This window comes from Pseudomonas sp. FeS53a (assembly GCF_000931385.1).
GTDB lineage: Bacteria > Pseudomonadota > Gammaproteobacteria > Pseudomonadales > Pseudomonadaceae > Metapseudomonas > Metapseudomonas otitidis.
In genome coordinates, this window is sequence record NZ_JYFT01000008.1 from 97,007 (window position 1) to 116,518 (window position 19,512).

Annotated in this window: 17 protein-coding genes, 2 tRNA genes and 1 pseudogene; 18 read left to right on the forward strand and 2 right to left on the reverse strand. The window is 64.4% G+C overall.

The genetic code is table 11. The features are described 5' to 3' along the window. Positions 1-6 precede the first annotated feature (6 nt). The 12 genes and pseudogenes from SZ55_RS03135 to SZ55_RS28975 all read left to right on the forward strand — a co-directional run bounded on the left by SZ55_RS03135 (position 7) and on the right by SZ55_RS28975 (position 13,112). A complete protein-coding gene (locus SZ55_RS03135) occupies positions 7-1,446 on the forward strand; it encodes an N-acetylmuramoyl-L-alanine amidase (protein WP_152644428.1) in 1,440 nt (479 codons plus the stop codon). A 5-nt stretch (positions 1,447-1,451) separates the two neighbouring features. Continuing rightward, positions 1,452-3,335 (forward strand): DNA mismatch repair endonuclease MutL, encoded by a 1,884-nt coding sequence (mutL, locus tag SZ55_RS03140; RefSeq protein WP_044401396.1) that lies wholly within the window; start codon positions 1,452-1,454, stop codon positions 3,333-3,335. A 1-nt stretch (position 3,336) separates the two neighbouring features. Next, positions 3,337-4,311: a tRNA (adenosine(37)-N6)-dimethylallyltransferase MiaA gene (miaA, locus tag SZ55_RS03145; RefSeq protein WP_044401150.1), complete on the forward strand. Its 975-nt coding sequence runs from the start codon at positions 3,337-3,339 to the stop codon at positions 4,309-4,311. 97 nt (positions 4,312-4,408) lie between these two features. Beyond that, the gene (hfq, locus tag SZ55_RS03150; protein WP_003453015.1) at positions 4,409-4,663 is read left to right on the forward strand and encodes an RNA chaperone Hfq; all 255 of its coding nucleotides are present in this window, start codon (positions 4,409-4,411) and stop codon (positions 4,661-4,663) included. Between the two features lie 12 nt (positions 4,664-4,675). Continuing rightward, positions 4,676-5,977, forward strand: a complete 1,302-nt coding sequence (gene hflX, locus SZ55_RS03155; protein ID WP_044401176.1) for a ribosome rescue GTPase HflX — start codon at positions 4,676-4,678, stop codon at positions 5,975-5,977. A 97-nt stretch (positions 5,978-6,074) separates the two neighbouring features. Further along, positions 6,075-7,235, forward strand: coding sequence for an FtsH protease activity modulator HflK (gene hflK / locus SZ55_RS03160; protein WP_044401178.1), 1,161 nt, complete (start codon positions 6,075-6,077; stop codon positions 7,233-7,235). Then, positions 7,235-8,101: a protease modulator HflC gene (hflC, locus tag SZ55_RS03165; protein ID WP_044401180.1), complete on the forward strand. Its 867-nt coding sequence runs from the start codon at positions 7,235-7,237 to the stop codon at positions 8,099-8,101. Before hflK ends, hflC begins: the two co-directional genes overlap by 1 nt. 106 nt (positions 8,102-8,207) lie before the next feature. Next, positions 8,208-8,393: a DUF2065 domain-containing protein gene (locus SZ55_RS03170; protein WP_044401399.1), complete on the forward strand. Its 186-nt coding sequence runs from the start codon at positions 8,208-8,210 to the stop codon at positions 8,391-8,393. A gap of 34 nt (positions 8,394-8,427) precedes the next feature. Continuing rightward, positions 8,428-9,612 (forward strand): ATP phosphoribosyltransferase regulatory subunit, encoded by a 1,185-nt coding sequence (locus SZ55_RS03175; protein ID WP_044401182.1) that lies wholly within the window; start codon positions 8,428-8,430, stop codon positions 9,610-9,612. Between the two features lie 52 nt (positions 9,613-9,664). After that, positions 9,665-10,960, forward strand: coding sequence for an adenylosuccinate synthase (locus SZ55_RS03180; protein ID WP_044401184.1), 1,296 nt, complete (start codon positions 9,665-9,667; stop codon positions 10,958-10,960). A 1,033-nt stretch (positions 10,961-11,993) separates the two neighbouring features. Next, a pseudogene (locus SZ55_RS28970) lies at positions 11,994-12,254 on the forward strand (HAMP domain-containing protein); the annotation flags it as partial. Further along, positions 12,228-13,112, forward strand: coding sequence for a methyl-accepting chemotaxis protein (locus SZ55_RS28975; RefSeq protein WP_442963688.1), 885 nt, complete (start codon positions 12,228-12,230; stop codon positions 13,110-13,112). The pseudogene SZ55_RS28970 and the gene SZ55_RS28975, both read left to right, overlap by 27 nt. A 55-nt stretch (positions 13,113-13,167) precedes the next feature. Here the strand turns inward: SZ55_RS28975 and SZ55_RS03190 are convergent. Beyond that, a tRNA-Leu gene (locus tag SZ55_RS03190) sits at positions 13,168-13,254 on the reverse strand. A 108-nt stretch (positions 13,255-13,362) separates the two neighbouring features. Then, positions 13,363-13,449, reverse strand: a tRNA-Leu gene (locus SZ55_RS03195). Between the two features lie 203 nt (positions 13,450-13,652). Here SZ55_RS03195 and rnr point away from each other — a divergent pair. The 6 genes from rnr to rplI all read left to right on the forward strand — a co-directional run bounded on the left by rnr (position 13,653) and on the right by rplI (position 19,486). After that, complete coding sequence (rnr, locus tag SZ55_RS03200; protein WP_044401187.1) at positions 13,653-16,442, forward strand: ribonuclease R; 2,790 nt, start codon at positions 13,653-13,655, stop codon at positions 16,440-16,442. Then, positions 16,439-17,206, forward strand: a complete 768-nt coding sequence (gene rlmB, locus SZ55_RS03205) for a 23S rRNA (guanosine(2251)-2'-O)-methyltransferase RlmB (RefSeq protein WP_044401189.1) — start codon at positions 16,439-16,441, stop codon at positions 17,204-17,206. The genes rnr and rlmB overlap by 4 nt, the downstream gene beginning before the upstream one ends. A gap of 222 nt (positions 17,207-17,428) precedes the next feature. Continuing rightward, a complete protein-coding gene (rpsF, locus tag SZ55_RS03210) occupies positions 17,429-17,848 on the forward strand; it encodes a 30S ribosomal protein S6 (protein ID WP_044401190.1) in 420 nt (139 codons plus the stop codon). Between the two features lie 29 nt (positions 17,849-17,877). Further along, positions 17,878-18,108 carry a 30S ribosomal protein S18 gene (rpsR, locus tag SZ55_RS03215; RefSeq protein ID WP_003452992.1) on the forward strand — a complete coding sequence of 77 codons (231 nt, stop codon included), beginning with the start codon at positions 17,878-17,880 and terminating at the stop codon, positions 18,106-18,108. A gap of 34 nt (positions 18,109-18,142) precedes the next feature. Then, positions 18,143-19,018, forward strand: coding sequence for a hypothetical protein (locus tag SZ55_RS03220; RefSeq protein WP_044401192.1), 876 nt, complete (start codon positions 18,143-18,145; stop codon positions 19,016-19,018). 21 nt (positions 19,019-19,039) lie between these two features. After that, entirely contained in the window at positions 19,040-19,486 is a 447-nt protein-coding gene (rplI, locus tag SZ55_RS03225) for a 50S ribosomal protein L9 (protein WP_044401193.1), read from the forward strand. Positions 19,487-19,512 lie beyond the last annotated feature (26 nt).

Below are 19,512 nucleotides of genomic sequence, written 5' to 3' on the forward strand. Positions count from 1 at the left end.
ACGAGTATGGGGTGGAGTATGCGCTCGCGCGCACTGTTTGCCGGGATCGGTCTGCTGCTGGCAGCCTTTGCCACCAATATCCTGGCTGCCACCGAGGTCCGCAGTGTGCGGCTCTGGCGTGCTCCCGACAACACCCGCCTGGTCTTCGACCTGTCCGGCCCGGTGCAGCACAGCGTGTTCACGCTAACCGCTCCGGATCGCATCGTCATCGACATCAATGGCGCCCAGTTGGGGACTCAGCTGGACAAGCTGTCCATCGCCAACACGCCGATCAAGAGCGTCCGCTCGGCACAGCGCTCGCCGACCGACCTGCGGGTGGTGATTGACGTGGCGCCCGGCGTCACGCCCAAGAGCTTCACCCTGGCGCCCAACCAGCAATATGGCAATCGACTGGTGGTCGACCTGTACGACCAGCCCTCTGCCGCCGAAGAGGCCAGCGCTCCGCAGGTTGCGACGGCGCCCAGCATGCCGCAGCCGCCGGTTTCCCCCACTCAGCCGTCCACCGGCAAGTTGCCGCCGGTTTCCGGTGGCAAGCGCGACATCATCGTTGCCATCGACGCCGGCCACGGCGGCGAGGACCCGGGCGCCCTCGGGCCCAAGGGGCAGCACGAGAAGGACGTGACGCTGGCCATCGCCAAGGAGTTGCAGCGCCAGATCAACCAGGAGCGGGGCTTCCGCGCCGAGCTGGTGCGTACCGGCGACTACTTCATTCCGCTGCGCAAGCGCACCGAGATCGCCCGCAAGAAGGGCGCCGACCTGTTCGTCTCTATCCACGCCGATGCGGCGCCGAGCCGCAGCGCGTTCGGTGCTTCGGTCTTCGCCTTGTCCGACCGGGGCGCCACGTCCGAGACGGCCCGCTGGCTGGCGGACAACGAAAACCGTTCCGACCTCATCGGCGGTGTGGGCAGCGTCAGCCTGGATGACAAGGACCGCATGCTGGCCGGTGTGCTGCTGGACCTGTCGATGACGGCCACGCTGTCCTCCAGCCTGAACGTCGGGCACAAGGTGCTGACCAACATCGGGCGCGTCACGCCGCTGCACAAGCGCCGGGTCGAGCAGGCGGGCTTCATGGTGCTTAAGTCCCCTGACATCCCGTCGATCCTGGTGGAGACCGGTTTCATCTCCAACCACCAGGAATCCCAGAAGCTGGCCTCAGCAGGGCATCAGCAGGCGCTGGCGCGCTCCATCCAGAGCGGCATCAAGCAGTTCTTCGTGCAGAACCCGCCGCCGGGAACCTACATTGCCTCCCTGCGTGATGCGGGCAAGATCGCCGCCGGCCCGCGTGAGCATATCGTCACGTCCGGCGAGAGCCTCGCGCTCATCGCCCAGCGCTACCAGGTCAGCCTGGTGGCGTTGCGCAACGCCAACGGTTTGAAGAGCGACACCATCAAGGTCGGCCAGACCCTGAGCATCCCGGCCGCCACGGCTCTGGCGGCCCAGCCATGAGCGACATGGCAGAGCTGCGCCGCATCCACCTGCTCAGCCCGCGCCTGGCCAACCAGATCGCCGCCGGCGAGGTGGTCGAGCGCCCGGCTTCGGTAATCAAGGAGCTGCTGGAAAACAGCCTGGATGCCGGTGCGCGTCGGATCGACGTGGAGGTCGAACAGGGCGGTGTGAAGCTGCTGCGGGTCCGTGATGACGGTTGCGGCATCCCCTCCGATGACCTCCCCCTGGCCCTGGCGCGCCACGCCACCAGCAAGATCCGCGACCTGGATGACCTGGAGCGGGTCATGAGCCTGGGGTTCCGGGGCGAAGCACTGGCTTCCATCAGCTCCGTGGCACGGCTGACCATGACCTCGCGCACGGCGGATGCCGACCAGGCCTGGCAGGTGGAGACCGAAGGGCGCGACATGGAAGCGCGCGTTCAGCCTGCCGCCCACCCGGTGGGAACCTCGGTGGAGGTGCGCGACCTGTTCTTCAACACGCCGGCGCGGCGCAAGTTCCTGCGGGCCGAGAAGACCGAGTTCGAGCATCTGCAGGAGGTCATCCGGCGTCTCGCCCTGGCGCGGTTCGATGTGGCCTTCCACCTTCGCCACAACGGCAAGACGGTATTCGCGCTGCATGAGGCCCGTGACGAAATTTCCCGCGCGCGGCGCGTTGCCAGCGTGTGCGGCTCTGCTTTCCTGGAACAGGCACTGCCCATCCAGGTGGAGCGCAATGGCCTGCACCTGTGGGGGTGGGTGGGGCTGCCGACGTTCTCCCGCAGCCAGGCGGACCTGCAGTATTTCTACGTGAATGGTCGGATGGTGCGGGACAAGCTGGTGGTGCATGCGGTGCGCCAGGCGTATCGCGATGTGCTGTACAACGGTCGCCATCCGACCTTCGTGCTGTTTCTGGAGCTGGACCCTGCTGCGGTGGACGTGAATGTGCACCCCACCAAGCACGAGGTGCGTTTCCGTGAAGGGCGCACCGTCCATGACTTTCTCTACGGAACCTTGCATCGCGCCCTGGGCGAGGTGCGTCCCGAAGACCAGCTCGCCGCGCCTGCGGCGGTCGCGCCCGTGGTTCGCCCTACCGGCCTGGAAGCGGGCGAGTTCGGTCCCCAGGGCGAGATGAGCCTGGCCGCCAATGTGTTGGAACGCCCTGTGGCCGAGCCTGCCTGGCGACCGACAGCCTCGTCTGGCGGTTATGCGCCGCCGTCCCGGCCTGCCGGCCCTGTAGGGACGGCCGAGGCCCAGGCGGCTTACCGCGAGTATTTCGCTCCGTTGCCGGATTCGGCGCCCGTGAGCCTGCCGGAAAGCCAGGGCGATATTCCGCCGCTGGGCTATGCGCTGGCACAGCTCAAGGGCATCTACATCCTTGCGGAAAACGCTCAGGGGCTTGTGCTGGTCGACATGCATGCGGCTCACGAGCGCATCACCTATGAGCGCCTGAAGATCGCCATGGCCAGCGAGGGGCTCAAAGGACAGCCGTTGCTGGTGCCGGAATCCCTGGCGGTGAGCCAGCGCGAAGCAGACTGCGCCGAAGAGCACGCGGCCTGGTTCCAGCGGCTTGGCTTCGAGCTGCAGCGACTGGGGCCGGAGACCCTGGCGATCCGCCAGACACCGGCATTGCTGAAGCAGGCCGAAGCTTCCCAACTGGTGCGGGACGTGCTGTCGGATCTGCTCGAATACGGGACCAGCGACCGCATTCAGGCGCACCTGAACGAGCTGCTGGCGACCATGGCCTGCCATGGCGCGGTGCGTGCCAATCGCCGGCTGACCGTGCCGGAGATGAATGGCCTGCTCCGCGACATGGAGCAGACCGAGCGCAGCGGCCAGTGCAACCACGGGCGCCCCACCTGGACCCAGTTGGGCATGGACGACCTCGACAAGCTCTTCCTGCGGGGCCGTTGAGATGGGGGAGCGTTTGCCGCCCGCCATCTTCCTGATGGGGCCGACTGCTGCGGGGAAGACCGATCTGGCCATTGAGTTGGCCCAGGCACTGCCCTGCGAGTTGATCAGCGTTGATTCCGCCCTGGTGTATCGCGGCATGGATATCGGCACCGCCAAGCCGGATCGCGCCACGCTGGAAGCCTACCCGCATCAATTGATCGATATCCTCGACCCTGCCGACGCCTATTCAGCTGCGGATTTTCGCGCGGATGCGCTGGCCGCCATGGCGGATGCCACCGCCCGCGGACGCATACCGCTGCTGGTTGGCGGCACGATGCTCTACTACAAGGCGTTGCTGGAGGGGTTGGCGGACATGCCCAGTGCGGATCCGGCCATACGGGCTGAGCTGGAAGCCCGCGCTGCGCGGGAGGGATGGGAGGTCTTGCATCAGGAGCTGGCAGCGGTCGATCCCGAGTCGGCGGCGCGCATTCATCCCAATGATCCCCAGCGCCTGACCCGGGCGCTGGAGGTGTACCTCTCTGGCGGTGTTTCCATGAGTGAGCTGCGGCGTCGACAGGCGTCGCAAAATCACGACGCCGGCCCCGCTGGGGCGGGGCATTTGCCTTATACTGTCGCGCAGCTGGCGATTGCTCCTACGGATCGCCAGGTTTTGCATGCACGAATTGCGCAACGATTTCGTCTGATGCTGGAACAGGGGTTCGTCCAAGAGGTCGAAAACCTGCGCGAAAGACGTGACTTGCACGCAGGATTGCCGTCTATAAGGGCTGTGGGTTACCGCCAGGTATGGGAATACCTCGAGGGCAACCTGACCCGGGCCGAAATGGAGGAGCGAGGCATCATTGCCACGCGCCAGTTGGCCAAGCGACAGTTCACCTGGTTACGCAGTTGGGCCGATTTGCACTGGCTCGACAGCCTGGCTTGCGACAATCTGCCGCGCGCCTTGAAATACCTGGAGTCGGTCTCCATATTGGGCTAAGACCTCGCCAGTTACCGTCTATCCTTGGGGGTAGGGCGGCCAACTTTCTCGTCATTTGACAACTCATACGAATTAGATCCCTACAGGAGTGCGGCATATGTCAAAAGGGCATTCGCTACAAGACCCTTACCTGAATACCTTGCGTAAGGAACGCGTACCGGTTTCCATCTACCTGGTCAACGGCATCAAGCTGCAGGGCCAGATCGAATCCTTCGACCAGTTCGTGATCCTGCTGAAGAACACCGTCAGCCAGATGGTCTACAAACACGCCATTTCCACCGTTGTACCGAGCCGCCCCGTCCGCCTGCCCAGCGCCAGCGAACAAGAGCAGCCTGAGCCCGGTAACGCCTGATAGGAGTCTGCTTTGTTTTTCGAACGCCCAGGTGGTGGTGAACGTGCCGTCCTTGTTCATTTGGAAGGCCATGATCCTGAGGCGCGAGAAGACCCGCAGGAATTCCAGGAGCTGGCTCGATCGGCTGGTGCGGATACGGTGGCCTTCATCTCCGTTTCCCGTCACCAGCCGACCGCCAAATACCTGATCGGCAGCGGCAAGGTCGAGGAGCTTCACGATCTGGTCAAAGCTGAGCAGGCTGAGCTTGTCATCTTCAATCACACCCTCACACCCAGCCAGGAGCGCAACCTCGAGCGCGCCTTCGAGTGCCGGGTGCTGGACCGCACCGGTCTGATCCTCGATATCTTCGCCCAGCGCGCCAGGACCCATGAAGGCAAGCTGCAAGTGGAGCTCGCGCAGCTCGAACACATGAGCACCCGTCTGGTTCGCGGCTGGACCCACCTGGAGCGCCAGAAGGGCGGTATTGGCCTGCGTGGTCCCGGTGAAACCCAGCTGGAAACGGACCGTCGCCTCCTGCGCGTGCGCATCCGCCAGATCAAGCAGCGCCTCGAAAAGGTCCGCAGCCAGCGTGAGCAGGCCCGGCGTGGCCGCAAGCGAGCGGATATCCCTTCCGTGTCACTCGTGGGGTATACCAACGCGGGTAAATCCACGCTTTTCAATGCCCTGACCACGTCCGAGGTCTATGCGGCAGACCAATTGTTCGCCACGCTGGACCCCACGCTGCGCCGGCTCGAGCTGGCCGATCTGGGGCCGATCGTGCTGGCAGATACCGTGGGTTTTATCCGCCATCTTCCGCACAAGCTCGTCGAGGCTTTCCGGGCTACCCTTGAGGAGTCCAGCAACTCCGACCTGCTGCTGCACGTTATCGATGCTCATGAGCCTGAGCGGATGGCGCAGATCGAACAAGTGCTGGCGGTACTGGGGGAGATCGGTGCCGATGGATTGCCGATGCTGGAGGTCTACAACAAGATCGACCTGCTGGAATCCATGGAACCGCAGATCCAGCGAGACGAGCATGGCAAGCCCGAGCGTGTCTGGTTGTCTGCCCGCGAGGGCAAAGGGCTTGAGCTGCTTGAGCAAGCGATTGCCGAGTTGTTGGGGGAGGACCTCTTCGTAGGGACCCTGAAGCTACCGCAGCGTTTGGGGCGCCTGCGGGCGCAGTTCTTCGCATTGGGGGCCGTGCAGAGCGAGCAGCACGATGAGGCTGGCGATACATTGCTGGCGGTCAGGTTGCCGCGTGTCGAGCTGAACCGGCTTGTCAGTCGCGAAGGCTGGCAACCCCAGGCGTTCATCGAGCAACACACTTTGCAATAAGGCCGCGGAATGGCTTTTTGCCGCAGATAGCGGGCTTTCGGTAGCATTGGCGGACGTGCCTTGGGCGCGTCTTTGCTTTATCAGTATGGAGAGCGCTATGGCTTGGAACGAGCCGGGTGGCAACTCGAACAATCAGGATCCCTGGGGTGGCCGCCGTGGCGGTGACCGCAAGGGACCGCCGGATCTGGACGAAGCCTTCCGCAAGCTGCAGGACAGCCTTAATGGCCTGTTCGGGGGCGGCAAGAAACGAGGCGGCGATGAAAACCGTGGCGGTGGCTTCGGTTTGCTGGGTATCGCCCTGTTCATCCTTGTACTGGGCTGGCTCTACAGCGCGGTGTACGTGGTCGATGAACAGGAGCAGGCGGTGGTACTTCGCTTCGGCAAGTACTACGAGACCGTTGGGCCTGGCCTGAACATCTATTTCCCGCCGATCGATCGCAAGTTCCAGGAGAACGTCACCCGCGAGCGCGCCTACAGCAAGCAGGGGCAGATGCTCACCGAGGACGAGAACATCGTCGAAGTGCCGCTCACTGTGCAGTACAAGATCAGCGACCTGCAGAAGTTCGTGCTGAACGTCGATCAGCCTGAAGTGAGCTTGCAGCACGCCACCGAGAGCGCCCTTCGTCATGTGGTGGGCTCGACCGAGATGGACCAAGTGCTGACCGAAGGCCGTGAGCTGATGGCCAGTGAGATCAAGGAGCGCCTGCAGCGCTTCCTCGACACCTATGGCACCGGCATCACCGTCACCCAGGTCAACGTCCAGAGTGCGGCCGCCCCCCGTGAGGTGCAGGAAGCATTCGATGACGTGATCCGTGCCCGTGAAGATGAACAGCGTGCCAAGAACCAGGCAGAGGCCTACGCCAATGGCGTGATCCCTGAAGCCCGTGGTCAGGCCCAGCGCATCATCGAAGAGGCCAACGGTTACCGTGAAGAGGTCATCTCCCGTGCCAAGGGTGAGGCTGATCGTTTCACCAAGCTCGTGGCTGAATACCGCAAGGCCCCCGATGTCACGCGCCAGCGCCTGTACCTCGACACCATGCAGGAAGTCTTCAGCAACACCAGCAAGGTCCTGGTAACGGGTGACAAGGGGCAGAACAACCTGCTGTATCTGCCGCTGGACAAGATGATCGACAACCGCGGTGGTTCCAGTGCGGCGATGCCGGCCCCGGCCCCATCGAGCGGCGCGGCCAGCGACCTGGGTTCGCGCGTCACCACCGATCTGCAGCAGCGCGATCTGCGTTCTAGGGAGAGTCGCTGATGGGTAACAAGTCGCTGATCGCCCTGATCGGGGCTGTCGTGCTCGGGCTGGTAGCCTGGAGCAGCTTCTACATCGTGGCCCAGACCGAACGAGCGGTTCTCCTCCAGTTCGGCCGTATCGTCGAGGCGGATGTCCAGCCCGGCCTTCATGTGAAGATCCCCTACGTCAACCAGGTGCGTAAGTTCGATGCGCGCCTGCTGACCCTGGATTCACCCACCCAGCGTTTCCTGACCCAGGAGAAGAAAGCGGTGATGGTGGATGCCTATGCCAAGTGGCGGGTCTCCGATGCTGAGCGCTTCTACACCGCTACGTCCGGCCTCAAGCAGATTGCGGACGAGCGGCTCTCTCGTCGTCTCGAGGCCGGCCTGCGCGACCAATTCGGCAAGCGCACCCTGCATGAAGTGGTGTCCGGTGAGCGCGATGGCCTGATGGCCGATATCACGCGTTCGCTGAACACCATGGCCAGCAAGGAGTTGGGTATCGAGGTCGTGGACGTCCGCGTGAAGGCCATCGACCTGCCTCGCGAGGTGAACCGCAGCGTTTTCGAGCGCATGAGCACCGAGCGCGAGCGGGAAGCGCGTGAGCATCGCGCCAAGGGTAGCGAGTTGGCAGAAGGTATCCGCGCGGATGCCGACCGTCAGCGCCGTGTACTGCTGGCCGAGGCCTACCGGGAGTCCGAAGAGCTTCGCGGTGATGGTGATGCCCAGGCGGCTGCCATCTATGCCAAGGCCTACAGCCAGGACCCGGAGTTCTATTCCTTCTACCGGAGCCTGCAGGCTTACCGCGAGAGCTTCGCCAAGAAGAGCGATGTGATGGTGCTGGACCCGCACAGCGAGTTCTTCCAGTTCCTGAACAAGGCCAAGTGAGGATGCACCCCCGGCGGACGAACCTGACCGCCGGGGTGACCCTCCGGGAAAACGTGTTATGATGGGCCAGCCGGGAAATCCCGGCTTTTTTGCGTCCGCGGGAATCATGTGGCAGGAAATCGGCATAGCGATCTGTTTTGTGCTGGTGCTGGAAGGCATCCTGCCCTTCCTCTATCCGCGCCGTTGGCGCGCCGCGGTGCTTGGGTTGGCGAGTCTGAAGGATCGCCATCTCCGCCTCATGGGCCTCGCCAGCATGTTGCTGGGGACCGGCCTCCTGTATCTGCTTCACTGAAGGCTTGCCGCCCAGCTAAGAGGGGAGTGGCGAAATGGCAACGGTAGATCGCTGGCTGCTGCCAGACGGAATCGAAGAAGTACTGCCGCCCGACGCGGCGCGCATCGAGGCAGCCCGCCGCCAGGTACTGGACCTGTTCCAGCGCTGGGGCTACGACTTCGTGGTAACCCCGCACATCGAATTTCTCGAATCCCTGCTCACGGGCGCCGGACAGGATCTTGAATTGCGTACGTTCAAGGTCACGGACCCGCAATCGGGACGGCAGATGGGCTTCCGCGCCGACATCACGCCCCAGGTTGCGCGCCTGGACGCCCATACCCTGCGTCGCGAAGGGCCTAACCGGCTGTGCTATGCGGGTAGTGTCCTGCATGCCAAGCCGCGCGCACTTTCCACCTCCCGCAGCCCGATCCAGCTGGGTGCCGAGTTGTATGGCGATGCCAGCCCGGCCAGCGACGTCGAGGTCATCAGCCTGATGCTGGAGATGCTCGAGCTGGCCGATGTGCCGGACGTGCACATGGACCTTGGTCATGTCGGTATCTACCGTGGTCTTGCCCGTGCTGCCGAGTTGTCCGGCGAAGCTGAGCAGCGTCTTTTCGACGCCCTGCAACGCAAGGCGGTCGATGAGGTGGCCGAGCTGACCGAAGGCCTCCCTGCACACCTGGCCGGGATGCTTCGCTCCCTCGCCGAGCTCTGCGGTGATCGCCAGGTTCTTGAGCTTGCCCAGGGCGTCTTGGTGGATGCGCCCGAAGAGGTCCATGTCGCGCTCGATGAACTCGTCGCCATCGCGGATGAGCTGGAGCTACGTTATCCGGAGCTTCCGCTGTACTTCGACCTGGGTGAGCTGCGTGGCTACCACTACCACACGGGCGTGGTCTTCGCGGCATTCGTACCAGGTGAAGGGCAGTCCATTGCCCAGGGTGGTCGCTACGACGACATCGGCGCCGACTTCGGGCGTGCGCGCCCCGCAACGGGCTTCTCCACCGATCTGAAGACCCTGGTGACCCTGGGGCGCATGCAGCTGGATGATGCGCCCGCCGGAATCTGGGCACCGGATGTCCATGACGTCTACCTCTGGCAGGCAATCAAGCGCCTGCGTGGCGAAGGCCAGCGTGTCGTTCAGGCGCTGCCGGGCCAGGATGTGGGCAGTGCGCAGGAAGTGGCATGCGATCGCCAGCTGATCCTGCAGGATGGGCGCTGGCAGGTTGCGCCCCTGGTTTAAGGTTTTCCCGCCGGCGCGCGCCGGCATCGAGCTTCCGAAGAGGACAAGTGTTATGGGTAAGAATGTCGTGGTCCTGGGCACCCAGTGGGGTGATGAGGGCAAAGGCAAGATCGTCGACCTGCTGACCGACCAGGCTGCAGCTGTCGTGCGCTACCAGGGCGGCCACAACGCAGGTCACACCCTGGTGATCGATGGCGAGAAGACCGTCCTGCACCTTATTCCGTCCGGCATCCTGCGCGAGAACGTGCAGTGCATGATCGGCAACGGCGTGGTTGTGGCGCCGGACGCGCTGATGCGCGAGATCACCAAGCTCGAGGAGAAAGGCGTACCGGTTCGCGAGCGCCTGCGCATCAGCCCCTCCTGCACCCTGATCCTCCCGTACCACGTGGCCCTCGACCAGGCACGCGAGAAGGCGCGTGGTGACGCCAAGATCGGCACCACCGGTCGTGGCATTGGCCCGGCCTACGAGGACAAGGTTGCCCGCCGTGGCCTGCGTATCGGCGACCTGTTCCACCGCGAGCGTTTCGCCGCCAAGTTGGGCGAGCTGCTGGACTACCACAACTTCGTCCTGCAGAACTACTACAAGGAGCCGGCCGTCGACTTCCAGAAGACCCTCGACGAAGCCCTGGGCTATGCCGAGCTGCTGAAGCCGATGATCACCGACGTCGCTGCCCGCCTTCACGAACTGCGCAAGCAGGGCGCCTACATCATGTTCGAGGGCGCCCAGGGCTCCCTGCTGGACATCGACCACGGCACCTACCCCTACGTGACCAGCTCCAGCACCACCGCTGGCGGTACCGCCACCGGCTCCGGCTTCGGCCCGCTGTACCTGGACTACATCCTCGGTATCACCAAGGCCTACACCACCCGTGTCGGCTCCGGCCCGTTCCCCACTGAGCTGTTCGACGACACCGGTGCATACCTGGCCAAGCGTGGCCACGAGTTCGGTTCCACCACCGGTCGTGCCCGTCGTTGTGGCTGGTTCGATGCCGTCATCCTGCGCCGCGCCATCGAGATCAACAGCATCTCCGGCCTGTGCCTGACCAAGCTGGATGTGCTGGATGGCCTCGAAACCATCCGCATCTGCACCGGCTATAAGGACCAGAACGGCAACCTGCTGGACGACGCGCCGACCGATGCAGACAGCTACATCGGCCTGCAGCCGCTGTACGAGGAAATGCCGGGCTGGACCGAGTCCACCGTCGGGGCCAAGTCCCTCGAAGAGTTGCCCGCCAACGCCCGCGCCTACATCAAGCGCGTGGAAGAGCTGGTGGGGGCGCCCATCGACATCATCTCCACTGGCCCGGATCGCAACGAGACCATCGTCCTGCGCCATCCCTACGCCTGAGTGCGATGAACGAGAAAGGGCCGCTGATGCGGCCCTTTTTCTTTGCGAGACAGCGACCGTTCGTCGACCCCTTCTCCTTCCCCTCCGCGCGTCCGCCCCGTCGCAGCCACACTCCATGGGCCGGGTTTCAAAAATTTGCGGCATGCCCCTTGCTGAGGACCTATATAAATCCCGGAAGTCGCCGTTAACCCAGAACGGTCGTTGAGGAGTAATCGTCGTGTCCGCCATCCTTTCCCTCCTGCAGAGCCGCCTGTTGCGGCCTGTATTCATCGCCCTCGGAATCGCCCTGCTGGTGCAGGTGGTGGTGGCTGTTGCACTGACTCGGGGCACGGTCGATGCCTTGGTCACGGACCTTGGCAAGCGCCTGGGGGATGACACCCAGCGCCTGTCCGGCGAACTGGCTCAGGCGGGGCAGGAGGTGTCGGGAAGCCTTTCCAGTCTCTCCACCCAGACCCGTGAACGCCTGAGCGCCTCCCTTTCCGAGCGGTTGAAGGCCGAGCAGGGGCAGCTGCGCGAATCCCTCGAGCAGAGCCTGAAGGCATCCGCCAACGACCTGGCCCAACTGCTGGCGGCCGTAGCACCTCGCGCCATGTGGGACAGCGATATCCCCACCCTTTCCGAATTCGCTCGGCGCGCCCAGCGCAACCCCAATGTGCTGTTCGTGATCTACGACGATGCTCAGGGTCAGCACCTGACCCGCTATCTCAATCGCGAGAACGAAGTCATCAAGGCTCTGTTGGACAAAGGTCAGGGTGAGCGCGCGCTGGACAAGGTCCTGGATGCAGCGGCCCACGACCCCTCTGTCTATCTGGTGGAGGCCTCCATCAGTCCCAACGGAGTAGAGATCGGCAAGGTGCGCCTCGGCGTTTCCACCGCCTCCGTCGAAACCCAGTTGAAAGCCCTGGACAGCCGCTTCAGTGCCCTCATCGCCAGCAGCGGCGACCTCGTGGCGCAGAGTCTCGCGGGGGCGGCTACCGGTAGCACGGCCGTACTCACGGCGCGCTTGAAGTCTGCCCAGGATGCAGCCAGCAGCATGAGCACCGGTGCCCAGAACACCGTTGAGGGCGCTGCCCACGAGTTGCGCTGGCGCATCGGTCTGGCGCTCGTGCTGGTCGGCCTGGGCGTGCTGCTGGTCCTGGCGGTGGTGCTGGGGCATCGGGTGGTCAATCGCCTGCGCCTGCTCATATCCGCGTTGAATGACCTGGCGGCGGGCGAGGGTGACCTGACCCGGCGCGTGCAGATCGACAGCCGTGACGAGGTGGGGGAGATGGCGGGTGCGGTTAACCGCTTCATCGACAAGCTCCAGCCGATCGTCCGTGAAGCGGGCGAGGTGGCGGTGCGCACCGGTTCGGAGATCCGCTCCCTGGCGGAGCGCAGTAGGGCGGCCGAGGCTGCCGCTGATCGGCAGCGCAACGAAGTCGCCGGCAGCCTGGAGGCTCTGGGCCAGATGGCGGCCGAGGCCCAGGCCGAGAGCCATGCCATGCAGACCGCGCTCCAGCAGGTCGGTGAGATCCGCCAAGCCACCCAGGACAGTGCAGCGATCGCCCGCAAGGTGGGTGGGCTGATCGAAACCCTGGAGGAGCGGGTCCAGAACGGTTCCGAAGTCATCGAGCGCCTGGCGCGGCAAAGCGAGCAGATCGAGGTCGTGCTTTCGGTGATCCACGGTATTGCCGAGCAGACCAACCTGCTCGCGCTCAACGCCGCGATCGAGGCGGCGCGCGCAGGGGAAAGCGGTCGCGGATTCGCCGTGGTCGCCGATGAGGTCCGGGCGCTGGCCAGCAAGACCCAGCAATCCACCGGTGACATCCAGGCTCATATCGGTGCGCTGCAAAAAGGTGCGCAGGAGGCGGTGGCTGCCATCTCCCAGGCCCGTGCGCGGGCCGCCGAAGGGATCGACGCCCTGCGGGACAGCGAGCGCCTGCAGCAGAGCGTCCAGCAGGCGGTCGAAGGTGTGCACGAGGCGGTACGGACTGCGGCGCGCGCGGCTGAGCATCAGGCCGAGGGAGCGGGGGCGGTACGCGGGCGGGTCGATGTCATCCACGCCGAGGCGCGCCTTGCAGCCGAGGCTGTCGCGGCCACGGCCAGCAGCGGGCGCTTGCTGGATGGCCTGGCGGCTCAGCTCAAGTCCAGTCTCGGGCAGTTCAAGGCGTGATGAGGGAATGCCAGAAAGCACAAAGCCGAGCATTGCTCGGCTTTGTCTTGAAGAGTGGTGCCCAGGAGAAGACTCGAACTTCCACGGTGTTGCCACCGCTAGGACCTGAACCTAGTGCGTCTACCAATTCCGCCACCTGGGCACATTGCGATGATCGCTCATCGACTTTTGCTGCACTTGATCGACCGAGTCGACAGGGAGTGCTGCGTCCCTATGTTGAAACCCGGCGCATTGCCGTGTTTCTGAAGAGTGGTGCCCAGGAGAAGACTCGAACTTCCACGGTGTTGCCACCGCTAGGACCTGAACCTAGTGCGTCTACCAATTCCGCCACCTGGGCACTGCGTGCGATGATTGCTCACCGTCTTCACACTACAACGTCAGCAACGTTGTGGGCGCGAACTATACGGTTCGGGTTTTTGCTTGTAAACCCCTGACCCCGAAAAAAATTATTCTCTGACGAAAGCTGACCGACGATTGGATTTCGCGCTTCAATAGCTACATGACAAGCCGACCTATGAATGAAAAGGTGATTCCCAACTGATGGCCGATTGGCAAAACCTCGATCCCGAGGCCGCACGCGAAGCGGAAAAATACGACAACCCCATTCCCAGCCGTGAACTCATCCTGCAGCGCCTCGACGAACGTGGCGCGCCCGCCAGCCGCGAGCAGCTGGTGGAAGAGTTCGGCCTGACCACGGACGACGAGCTGGAAGCCCTGCGGCGCCGGCTGCGTGCCATGGAACGTGATGGCCAGCTTATCTATACGCGCCGTGGCGCCTATGCACCGGTGGACAAGCTCGACCTCATACGCGGCCGCATCAGCGGCCACCGGGACGGCTTCGGCTTCCTGATCCCCGACGACGGCAGCGACGACCTCTTCCTCAGCCCCGCCCAGATGCGCCTCGTGTTCGACGGCGACCGCGCCCTCGCGCGTGTTTCCGGCCACGACCGCCGTGGCCGTCGTGAAGGTGCGCTGGTGGAAGTCATCGAGCGCGCCCACGAGACCCTGGTGGGCCGCTTCTTCGAAGAGAGCGGCATCGGCCGCGTGGTCGCCGACAATCCCAAGATCCAGCAGGAAGTGCTGGTGGCCCCCGACAAGCGGGGCGGTGCACGCCACGGCCAGTTCGTCCAGGTGCGCATCGAGCAATGGCCGAGCGCCTTCCGCCTGGCCCAGGGTGAAGTGGTGGACGTACTGGGCGACTACATGGCGCCCGGTATGGAGATCGAAGTCGCCCTGCGCAGCTACGACATCCCCCACGAGTGGCCCGAGGCCGTCGAGAAGGAGGCCGCCAAGCTCAAGCCCGAAGTGGCCGAGAAGGACAAGCAGAAGCGCGTCGACCTGCGTGACCTGCCCCTGGTCACCATCGACGGCGAGGACGCCCGCGACTTCGACGATGCGGTCTACGCCGAGGCTCGCAAGGGCGGCGGCTGGCGCCTGTTCGTCGCCATCGCCGACGTTTCCCACTATGTGAAGGTCGGTTCGGCACTGGATGAAGAAGCAGCCAAGCGCGGCAACTCCGTCTATTTCCCCGAGAAGGTCGTGCCGATGCTGCCGGAGGTTCTCTCCAACGGCCTCTGTTCGCTGAACCCCCAGGTCGACCGGCTGGCCATGGTCTGCGAGGTCACCCTGTCCCGGGCTGGCAAGATGACCGGCTACGAGTTCTACGAAGCCGTCATCCACTCCCATGCACGGCTCACCTACACCAAGGTCAGCCAGTTGCTGGAGACGCCTGACTCCCCGGAAGGGCAGCAACTCGCCGAGCAGATGCCGCACCTGGTCCCGCACCTGCAGCAGCTCTACAAGCTCTACAAGGTGCTCCTGGCCGCACGCCACAAGCGTGGCGCCATCGACTTCGAGACTCAGGAGACGAGCATCGTCTTCGGCGCTGATCGCAAGATCGCCGAGATCCGTCCGACCCAGCGCAACGATGCCCACAAGCTGATCGAGGAATGCATGCTCTGCGCGAACGTCGCCACCGCGCGTTTCATGCAGGACCATGACATTCCCTCGCTCTACCGCGTGCACGATGGCCCGCCGGCCGAGCGCCTGGAGAAGCTGCGCCTGTTCCTTGGCGAACTGGGCCTGACCCTCAATAAAGGCAAGGGCGAACCGACGCCGAGCGACTACCAGGCGCTGCTGGAAACCATCCGTGATCGCCCGGACTACCACCTGATCCAGACGGTCATGCTGCGCTCCCTCAGCCAAGCGGTGTACAGCGCCGACAACCAGGGCCACTTCGGCCTCAACTACGACGCCTACACCCACTTCACCTCGCCGATCCGTCGCTACCCGGACCTGCTGGTGCATCGTGCCATCCGCAGCGTGATCCGCTCCAAGCGCGAAACCGAGCACGTTCGTCGTGCCGGCGCCGCCGCCATGCCCAAGGCACGCATCTACCCGTACGACGAAGCGGCTCTCGAGCGCCTCGGCGAGCAGTGCTCCATGACCGAGCGCCGTGCCGACGAAGCCACCCGCGATGTCACCAACTGGCTGAAGTGCGAGTACATGCGCGAGCGGGTGGGCGAGACCTTCCCCGGCGTCATCTCCGCCGTCACCGGCTTCGGTCTGTTCGTCGAACTCACCGACATCTATGTGGAAGGCCTGGTGCACGTCACCGCCCTGCCTGGCGACTATTACCACTTCGACGCGATCCATCACCGCCTCGCCGGTGAGCGCAGCGGCCGCAGCTTCCGCCTGGGGGATCAGGTGGAAGTGGTCATCGCCCGGGTCGATCTGGACGAGCGCAAGATCGACTTCGAACTGTCCGAGAACGTGCTGACTGCGCCGGTCGGCCGCAAGAAACGCGGGGCCGACAAGGCCGCGCCGGTTGCTGAGCCTCGTACCGCCAAGGGGGCCAAGACCCGCAGCCGCGGAAGCAAGCCCTCTGCCCAGGCGAAGAAGGCCGCGCGAGCGCCTCAGCCCGAGCAGATGGCCCCCGGCGTCGCCGTGGCACCCCGTCGTGCCAAGGCTGGCAAGGTCCAGGCGCTGCCGCCGGTGGCACCCGAAATCCTTGCCCAGGCCGAGGAGATGCTTGGCAATACCGACGTCAAGCGCAGTCGCGCCCTGAAGCAGGCGTTGCTCAGCGAGGCCCGGCAGGGCGGCGAGAAACCGCGCGAAGGCAAGGACAAGGCCGGCAAGGGTTCGTCCCGCGCCGCGCCCTTCGGCGCCGACGGCCAGGACCCGGCCGGCAAGGCCCGGCCTGCCAAGGCGGGGGGTGACAAGTCGAAGAAGGCCAAGCCCGCCGCCAAGGCGAGCAAGCCAGGCAAGCATCGCAAGGGGCCGCCCAAGCCCAAGGCCGCCGGTAGCGGCAAGAACAAGGTCAAGTCATGAGTGAGTTGGAAAAGGTCTACGGCGTGCACGCCGTGGAAGCGTTGTTGCGTCACCACCCCAAGCGCGTGAAGCAGTTGTGGCTGGCCGAGAGCCGGCAGGACCCGCGCATCCAGGCCCTGCTGGGCCTGGCCGGGCAGGCCCGCGTACCGGTCGGCAACAAGGACCGGCGCGAGCTGGATGAATGGGCCGAGGGTGTCCATCAGGGTGTCGTCGCCGAAGTCAGCCCCAGCCAGGTGTGGGGCGAGAACATGCTTGACGAACTGCTGGAGCGCAGCGAGGGCCCGCCCTTGCTGCTGGTACTGGACGGCGTCACCGATCCGCACAACCTCGGCGCCTGCCTGCGCACCGCCGATGCCGCCGGCGTGCAGGCGGTCATCGTTCCGAAGGATAAGTCCGCCACCCTCAACGCTACGGTGCGTAAGGTCGCCTGCGGTGCAGCGGAGGTGGTGCCCCTGGTGGCCGTCACCAACCTGGCCCGCACCCTGGAGAAACTGCAGAAGAAGGGCCTGTGGACGGTCGGCACTGCCGGCGAGGCCGAGCAGGTCATCTACCAGCAGGACCTCACCGGCCCCACCGTGCTGATCATGGGGGCCGAAGGCAAGGGTATGCGCCGCCTGACTCGCGAGCATTGCGACTACCTCGTCAAGCTCCCCATGGGCGGCAGCGTCAGCAGCCTCAACGTCTCCGTCGCCACCGGCATCTGCCTGTTCGAGGCGGTGCGCCAGCGCACCGCCGGCAAGCCTTCCGCCGCCAGCGGCCGCTAGCGAACCGCGCCGGGGCGCGCCACTTCGGTTGTCCCGGCGCGCCCTTAGCGGCTGTTCAAATATTCACCAGTTTTTCTTGCGTGGCCCGGTGCCCTTCTCTAGAATGGCGCCCCTTGCCGCGACGGCAGGCGTTCGTACGCCCGATGTCCAGCAAGCCAAAACGAAACATTCACTCCTTGCCTGACCACGATGTTGGCAGGCTACAACCCGTAAGGAGCATTTATGCGTCATTACGAAATCATCTTCCTGGTTCACCCGGACCAGAGCGAGCAGGTTGGTGGCATGGTCGAGCGCTACACCAAGCTGATCGAAGAAGACGGCGGCAAGATCCACCGTCTGGAAGATTGGGGCCGTCGTCAACTGGCCTACGCCATCAACAACGTTCACAAGGCTCACTACGTGATGCTGAACGTCGAGTGCAGCGGCAAGGCCCTGGCCGAGCTGGAAGACAACTTCCGCTACAACGACGCCGTCCTGCGCAACCTGGTCATCCGTCGCGATGAAGCCGTTACCGGCCAGTCCGAGATGCTCAAGGCCGAGGAAAACCGCAACGAGCGCCGTGAGCGTCGTGAGCGCGTTGAGACTGAAAGCGCCGCTGAAGGCGATGACAGCGACAACGACAGCGACAACGCTGACGAGTAATCCCCGGACCTTATTGAGGAGCCAAGTTCATGGCACGTTTCTTCCGTCGTCGTAAGTTCTGCCGTTTCACCGCTGAAGGCGTGAAAGAGATCGACTTCAAGGATCTCAACACCCTGAAGGCCTACATCTCCGAAACCGGCAAGATCGTTCCCAGCCGTATCACCGGTACCAAGGCCAAGTACCAGCGTCAGCTGGCCACCGCTATCAAGCGCGCCCGCTACCTGGCCCTGCTGCCCTACACCGACAGCCACGGCCGTTGATCCCGGACTGCCGGCAAGCTGAGAGATAGATCGCATGCGCGCACTGGCTGAATTCACCATGCGGGGCCGCATGCAGGCGACACTGGCCGTAGCCGGTTCCGCCGCTGTTCCACTGTTGTTCTGGCTGAGTGCGGCCGCAGGTGGCCTCGTGCTGCTGCGGCGCGGCTTCAGCGATGCCTTCGGCATCCTGGCCTGGGCGGTCCTGCCGGCGTTCTGCTGGTGGTACCTGGGCGAACCGAGCACCCTTCTGGTCCTGCTCGGGACGCTGGTGCTGGCGCAGATCCTGCGCGCCACCACCTCCTGGAACCATGTACTGCTGGGCAGCCTGGTGATCGGGGTGGTGTTCGCCCTGGTGCTGGGCCATACCCATGGCGAATTGATCAGCGCCCTCTCGACCGAGATTTCCAAGGTCATGGCGCAGTTCAAGAGTGGCAGTCCCGCGTCGGGCGAAGAGGCCGACGCGTTGCAGGCGATGATGTTGCCGCTCCTTACCGGAGTGATGGCCTCCTCGCTGCAGATGACCAGCCTGCTCTGCCTGGTGCTTGCGCGTTACTGGCAGGCGGCGCTGTACAACCCGGGCGGTTTCGGCCGCGAATTCCGGAGTCTGCGCCTGTCGCCCGTCGTCGCGGTGTTGCTGTTGCTGGGTGCCATGCTGGCACCGCAACTGTCGCCCGAGGCGGCGATGTTCGGCCCGCTGTGCAGCGTGCCGCTGCTGGTCGCCGGTATCGCATTGGGGCATGGCCTGATCGCCCAGAAACAGCTGTCAGGCGGTTGGCTGGTGGTGTTGTACGCCGCCGTGCTGATGCTCGGGAACTTGATCTGTCTGTTGGCTGTGATCGACAGCCTGTTTGATTTTCGCGGCCGCCTTGCGCGCAAGAACGGCGCCGGCCCCGCGAACGGTGAAGGTTAAAAGTTAAGAGGTTAATGCCAAATGGAAGTCATCCTGCTGGAAAAAATCGCCAACCTGGGCAACCTGGGCGACAAGGTGAACGTAAAGTCCGGTTACGGCCGTAACTACCTGCTGCCGCAGGGCAAGGCCACCGCTGCTACCGCCGAGAACGTTGCTGCGTTCGAAGCCCGCCGCGCTGAACTGGAAAAACTGGCTGCCGACAAGAAGGCTTCTGCCGAAGCCCGCGCTGCCCAACTGTCCGAGCTGGAAGTGACCATCACTGCCACCGCTGGTGACGAAGGCAAGCTGTTCGGTTCCATCGGTACCCACGACATCGCTGACGCCCTGACCGCCGCTGGCGTTCCGGTTGCCAAGGCCGAAGTCCGCCTGCCGAACGGCACCATCCGCCAGACCGGCGAATACGACGTGGCCGTGCACCTGCACACCGACGTCGAAGCCGCGGTCAAGCTGATCGTCGTAGCCGCCTAAGCGACGCGCCCGGTGGGTCCTCGCTT